This window comes from Marinobacter sp. (genome assembly GCF_034669625.1).
In the GTDB taxonomy this organism is placed as follows: Bacteria; Pseudomonadota; Gammaproteobacteria; order Pseudomonadales; family Oleiphilaceae; genus Marinobacter.
Genome location: NZ_JAXMOY010000007.1, coordinates 157,736 through 164,090, shown reverse-complemented (window position 1 = coordinate 164,090; position 6,355 = coordinate 157,736). Strand labels below are relative to the sequence as shown.

5 protein-coding genes are annotated in these 6,355 nt (G+C 55.4%); 1 reads left to right on the top strand and 4 read right to left on the bottom strand.

What is annotated here, in order from left to right; translation table 11 throughout:
* From VOI14_RS08800 to pedF, 4 genes are all read right to left on the bottom strand, one after another.
* The coding region (locus VOI14_RS08800) for an aldehyde dehydrogenase family protein (RefSeq protein WP_323751666.1) at positions 1-554 on the bottom strand (554 nt) is incomplete at its 3' end.
* A gap of 206 nt (positions 555-760) precedes the next feature.
* On the bottom strand, positions 761-2,536 hold the full coding sequence (locus tag VOI14_RS08795; RefSeq protein ID WP_323751665.1) for a PQQ-dependent methanol/ethanol family dehydrogenase: 1,776 nt from the start codon (positions 2,534-2,536) through the stop codon (positions 761-763).
* A 145-nt stretch (positions 2,537-2,681) separates the two neighbouring features.
* Entirely contained in the window at positions 2,682-3,638 is a 957-nt protein-coding gene (locus tag VOI14_RS08790) for a substrate-binding periplasmic protein (protein WP_323751664.1), read from the bottom strand.
* 72 nt (positions 3,639-3,710) lie between these two features.
* Positions 3,711-4,139 carry a cytochrome c-550 PedF gene (gene pedF / locus VOI14_RS08785; RefSeq protein WP_416361401.1) on the bottom strand — a complete coding sequence of 143 codons (429 nt, stop codon included), beginning with the start codon at positions 4,137-4,139 and terminating at the stop codon, positions 3,711-3,713.
* A 361-nt stretch (positions 4,140-4,500) separates the two neighbouring features.
* Between pedF and VOI14_RS08780 the strand changes: the two genes are divergently transcribed.
* Positions 4,501-6,348, top strand: a complete 1,848-nt coding sequence (locus tag VOI14_RS08780; RefSeq protein ID WP_323751663.1) for a methanol/ethanol family PQQ-dependent dehydrogenase — start codon at positions 4,501-4,503, stop codon at positions 6,346-6,348.
* Positions 6,349-6,355 lie beyond the last annotated feature (7 nt).

The window sequence follows — 6,355 nt, the reverse complement described above, 5'->3', positions numbered from 1 at the left end:
GTGCAGTTACCTGCAGCCAGGCACGGACCCAGTTTCCAGGCGGCCATCAGCAGCGGGAAGTTCCAGGGAATGATCTGTCCAACCACACCCAGCGGCTCGTGGAAATGATAAGCCACGGTGTTGTGGTCGATCTCCCCCATGTGGCCTTCCTGAGCCCGCAGACAGCCGGCGAAGTAACGGAAGTGGTCCGCGGCCAGAGGAATATCGGCATTCAGGGTTTCACGAATCGCCTTACCGTTATCCCAGGTTTCTGCGACCGCGAGGGCTTCAAGGTTGGCTTCAATACGGTCAGCGATTTTCAGCAGAATATTGGAGCGCTCGGTGGGTGAGGTCTTGCCCCAGGCCGGCGCAGCCTTGTGCGCAGCATCCAAAGCCAGCTCAATATCTTCGGCGCCAGAACGCGCCACTTCGCAGAAAACTTCGCCGGTGACAGGTGTGATGTTCTCAAAGTACTGACCTTTCACCGGAGCTACAAATTCACCGCCGATGTAATTTCCATAGCGGGACTTGAATGAAACAACGGAGCCTTCTTTACCGGGTTGTGCGTAGATCATGACGTTGACCTCTTTTGTTGTGTTTGTCGCTTAGTAGCAAAGCTGTTCACGCTTACCTGTTCAATGTAGTCGTGACACTCTGATCCGTGAATGATTCGTTAGAGGGGAACGGCTGGTACCTTGGTAGTAGATGTTCTGAAGCAGATGGTTTCGGCGGCTAAAAAAAGGGCCGCACGAAGGCGGCCCAAAGAGACACAAAACTCAGATCAATTGGCCGCCACTCGATCTTTCGGCAGCTTGAAAGTCCAGACCAGACCACCTTGATTGAAGTTCTTGACCACCTTGGCGACTTCGCCACCCCACAGCGGTACGGCACCACCCCAGCCGGAGAGAACAGAGACGTACTGTTCGCCATCCATAGTCCAGGTCACTGGCGTACCAACAACCCCAGAACCGGTATTGAACTTGTACAGCTCCTCGCCGGTTTTGGCATCAAAGGCTTTCAGGTAGCCTTCCGGGGTGCCGGTGAAGACCAGATTACCGGCGGTGGTCATTACGCCACCCCACAATGGGGCCGGGTTCTCGTAACGCCAGACTTCCTCACCGGTTTTCGGGTCCATCGCCCGGAGCACGCCAATATACTCGTCGTTAGTAGGCTTGATGGTAAAGCCTGCTCCCAGAAAGGCCGCGCCTTTTTTATAGGAAACCGGCTCGTTCCAGATGTCCATAGACCACTCGTTCGACGGTACGTAGAACAGTTCGGTTTCAGGGCTGTAAGCCATGGGCATCCAGTTCTTTCCGCCCAGGAAAGCAGGCTGAGCAACGACGGTTTCGCCTTTACCAGCTTCGGCCTCGGATGGATCACCGGGGCGACCATTCTCCGCATAGATGGGTCGACCGGTGTCTGGGTCCAAACCTTCCGCCCAAGTAATTTTGTCCACAAACGGAAATCCACGGATAAAACCGCCATTCTCGCGATTGAGCACGTAGAAGAAACCATTACGGTCTGCGGTTGCAGCGGCCTTGATGGTCTTACCGTTTTCCTTCAGATCAAACGAGATCAGTTCGTTTACACCATCGTAATCCCAGCCATCGTGGGGCGTGGTCTGGAAGTGCCATTTGATGCTTCCATCGTCGGGATCGATGGCCAAACGGGAGGCGGAGAACAGGTTATCGCCCGGACGCAGGTGGGAGTTCCAGGGCGCGGGGTTGCCGGTACCAAAGAACAGCGAATCGGTTTCTTCATCGTAGGTGCCGCCCAACCAGGTTGCTGCGCCGCCATTTTTCCACATATCACCCGGCCAGGTTTGCCCTGCCTTGCCACCGGAAATGCCATTCTCTATTTTCTTGCCATCCCGGTAGACATACCCCATATGGCCCTCGACCGTGGGGCGAGTCCACACCAAATCACCGGTATTGGCGTCATAGGCTTCGACCTTGCCGACAATCCCGAATTCACCACCCGACACACCCGTGATCAACTTGCCCTTAACAATCAAAGGCGCCGCGGTAATGGCGTAACCGGCCTGGTAATCTGCCACTTTTTTAATCCACATAGGCTTGCCGGTGTCTTTGTTCAAGGCCACGAGCTTTGCATCCAGGGTGCCGAAGATCACCTTGTCGTCATACAGTGCCACACCCCGGTTCACCACATCGCAGCACGGCATGATGCCATCTGGCAAACGGGCATCGTACTGCCAGATTTCCTCGCCGGTTTTCACATCAATCGCATAAACCCTAGAATAAGAGGCGGTTACATACATCACGCCGTCTTTGATCATGGGCTGGGCTTCCTGGCCCCTCATTTTCTCCCCGCCAAAAGCAAAACCCCACACGGGCTGCAGGTGCTTCACGTTGTCTGTGTTCAGATCAGTCAGGGGGCTGAACCGTTGACCTTGCAAGCCCATACCGTAGCTGACGATATCATCAGTGGTCTCGGCATCTCTCAAAATGTCTGCGTCTGTCACCGCGTGGGCGCCGCATGACACAGCCAACGCCAATGCGCTGGCCGCAATGCGAATCCCGAATTTGTTCGATCTCATGGTTGCGCTCTCCTACTCTGTTGTTGTCAGTTGTGAGCCGAACCGGGAAGTTTTCCCGACCCTGAACTGATTTTTCGCAAAGACCGCAAGATCAACAATTACCCCCACGGACAGGTTTTCTCATCACTTGGTAGTACGACCGCCTTTATTCCTGCCCTTCGGCACGAGCGACCGCTTCCTCGCTCAGAAAACTCCGGTAGTAGCCCGGCACGCTGTACGCCAAGTCCATGCCACCGAACAGGTCGTTCAGGGCTCCCTCGGTTACCAATCGATTCACTATGGCCTCGATCGCATAGCCAAGCTGCCGATGGGTGTGTTTGATCGCCATTCCCACATCCCAAACCTGCTTAACAAGACCGGGGAAGCCATTCTGAGCGGCCACAAATCCTTCGTTCTCAGGCTGTGCCAGCTCATGGTGAATCTCTGCCCGCATCCCCATGACCGCACGGACTTCGCCCTGACGCATAGCTTCAAACGCAGCCTTAACGTTGGGGTAGTGGCGCACCTGGTTACGCATGCGACCGCCCAGCGCCGAACTGAAATAAAAGTCCGGCAGGGTATCAATCTCGACACCGATAGCGTGGTACTGGAACACCGCGACCGTATCCACGGCATCAAGCATTGCCGGGTCATATGCTATCTGCCAGGTCTCCTGCTGATAGGGCCCAAACAGCACCACCTGCTCGTTAATATATTCTCCGGTGGAGTCCTGCATGTAGGCATATTGTTTGTCGTAGGGCACGCGCATCATCACATCGGCCAGGCGCTGCTTATCCAGATAATGCCCCTTCCACACGTTGTTCCGAAGATCATCCCCCAGTTCTTCGTCAGGGATGATCCAGTGCACACGAAACTCCACCCCCATTTCTTTTGCGATCAGTTTGCCGAGTTCAACATCAATACCGCGGGGTTCGCCATCCTGCTCATAGGAGTAGGGCGGAAAATCCCGATACACCCCGACTTTCAGATAACCCGACTCCAGAATAATGTCGTAAGTACGATCGGATGGCCGGTTCAGCAGTTCATCGCCATCGTCGACCTCCTGCCCCCAAGCGGCCAGCGACAACAGAAAAGTGATCACAAACGTAAGGATTATTTTCATTATTGGTTTCCCCCAACGACCAAGAGCCGGCACAAGGCCGGCTCTGTTCAGAGCGATTCGAAAGTCATGGTATTACTCAGGCTTGGGCAGAGACTCAACATAGGTCCGGATGGCCCACATTGCGCTCTGATCCATACTTTTCTTCCAGGATGGCATGCCCCGATCTGTGCCGTTACGCACCCGGGTGATGTAGTACTCATCGTCCCACTCGGTCAGCTCCCGCAAATCCGGGGTCAACCCGCCGGACATGGCACGAATACCGTGGCAACTGGCACAGTTACCTGCGTAGGCACTCTCACCGATCTTCACGGCTTCGCCCTGAAACTCGCCCAGCTCGTTACCTTCACGGAACGGATTTTCCATATAAATTTCGTCACCGAGCGCCGGCAAGTTGCCAGTATTTACCGGCTGCGGTGTCACGTTGCCATGAGCCATGGCCAAACCAGCAGCACCTGCCAGCACGGTGGCAATAAACGATGTGATTAAACGCGGCATTGTCATTGTTACTACCTCTGTTTGGTTGCCCCTACGTTGGCTATTGGATTTGTCGTTTACCAACTCGCTGCCAGACAGTCTAAGAATCTGCGTCTCGGTTCCCTATTCCACTTTGGGGGTTTAGGCCTAGTTCCTTGGTAGTACGCGGTCCGAGCAAGAGCGAAAGCACACCCCCCCTTAAAAGCGAACAAAAAAACGCCACTTCTCAACAACAAACCGGCTTTTCGGGAACTTTTCCCGACTTTTCCGCCTATTTTCCCGACTTCCATCTGACTTTTTCCGTCGCTCAACTGCCCCCCACTTGCCAATACTCGGAACGTCAGCGCACAGACCGTGCTGTTCACAACAACAATCATGGGGAACGAATATGAATCGTCGCAAACACCCGCTGATCAGGGGCATCAGCTTGGCTCTCGCCATTGGCACCGCAGGTGCGTTCAGCGTGACCGCACAGGCAAAAGAGGTTACTTGGGAAGATATCGTCAACGATGCCGAAACCACCCAGGATGTTCTCGGATACGGCATCGGGCCAAAGGCCCAGCGCTACAGCCCAATGACCACCATCAACAAGGACAATGTGGAAAGGCTGGTTCCCGCTTGGTCGTTCTCTTTCGGGGACGAGAAGCAACGGGGGCAGGAATCCCAGGCACTGCTGCATGATGGCGTAATCTATGTGACCGGTTCCTATTCGCGCCTGTACGCCCTCGACGCCAGAACCGGCGAAAGACTCTGGGAATATAACCACCGCCTTCCAGAGGGCATTCGCCCCTGCTGTGACGTGGTCAACCGAGGCGCAGCCATCTTTGGCGATAAAGTGTTCTTCGGTACGCTCGATGCAGGCATCGTGGCACTCAACAAAGACACGGGGAAAATCGTCTGGCGCAAGAAGTTCGCCGATCACGAGGCAGGCTACACCATGACCGGCGCCCCGACGCTGGTCAAAGATCAAAAATCCGGCAAGGTTTTGCTGATTCACGGCTCCTCAGGCGATGAGTTTGGTGTCGTAGGCAAACTGTTTGCCCGTGACCCGGACACCGGCGAGGAAGTCTGGATGCGGCCCTTTGTTGAAGGCCATTACGGTCGACTGAATGGTGAGAAAAGCACGCCAACCGGCGACCCCAGAGCCCCCAGCTGGCCTGATGATCCAAACCACCCGACCGGCAAAGTCGAAGCCTGGAGCCATGGCGGCGGTGCACCTTGGCAAAGTGCCAGTTTTGATTCGGCAACCAATACCATCATCGTGGGTGCGGGTAACCCGGCCCCCTGGAATACCTGGGCCAGAACATCCCCCGGTGGCGATCCTGCAGACTACGACAACCTGTATACCTCCGGGCAAGTCGGTGTAGACCCGTCGACCGGCGAAGTGAAGTGGTTCTATCAGCACACCCCGAACGATGCCTGGGACTTCTCCGGCAACAACGAGCTGGTACTCTTCGAATACACGGAAGACGGTGAAAGCGTTGCAGCAACGGCTCACGCGGACCGAAACGGCTTCTTCTACGTGGTGGACCGCACCAACGGCGAGTTCAAGAAGGGCTTTCCGTTTGTAGACAACATCACTTGGGCGAAAGGTATCGACAAGAGCGGCCGCCCAATCGAGGCTGAAGGTCAACGTCCACCACCCGTTGCAGAAGGCGAAACCCGGGGTGAATCCATCGAAGTGTCACCTCCCTTCCTGGGCGGCAAAAACTGGAATCCAATGGCGTACAGCCAGGATACCGGCCTGTTCTACATTCCCGCCAATCACTGGAAAGAAGACTACTGGACCGAAGAAGTCAGCTACAAGAAGGGCGCCGCATACCTGGGTCAGGGTTTCCGCATTAAGCGTATGTACGATGACCACGTCGGCATTCTGAGAGCAATGAATCCGCTCACCGGCGAGATTGAATGGGAGCATAAGGAAAAAATGCCGTTGTGGGCAGGCGTACTGGCCACTAAAGGCGGACTGGTCTTTACCGGCACAGGTAACGGATACCTGAAAGCCTTTGACGCCGAAACCGGTGAGGAACTCTGGAAGTTCCAGACTGGCTCGGGAATCATTTCCCCACCCATCACCTGGGAAATGGACGGTGAGCAGTACATCGGCGTGACCTCGGGCTACGGCGGAGCCGTTCCTTTGTGGGGTGGTGACATGGCGGAACTGACCAAGCCGATCTCCCAAGGCGGATCGTTCTGGGTGTTCAAACTTCCCTCTTGGGCCCAGGCTTCAAACTGATGTTCGC

Bases quoted from the DNA above. Each gene is read 5' to 3' on its own strand.
- VOI14_RS08795 (WP_323751665.1), bottom strand. From the start codon at position 2,536: ATGAGATCGAACAAATTCGGGATTCGCATTGCGGCCAGCGCATTGGCG.
- VOI14_RS08790 (WP_323751664.1), bottom strand. From the start codon at position 3,638: ATGAAAATAATCCTTACGTTTGTGATCACTTTTCTGTTGTCGCTGGCC.
- pedF (WP_416361401.1), bottom strand. From the start codon at position 4,139: ATGACAATGCCGCGTTTAATCACATCGTTTATTGCCACCGTGCTGGCA.
- VOI14_RS08780 (WP_323751663.1), top strand. From the start codon at position 4,501: ATGAATCGTCGCAAACACCCGCTGATCAGGGGCATCAGCTTGGCTCTC.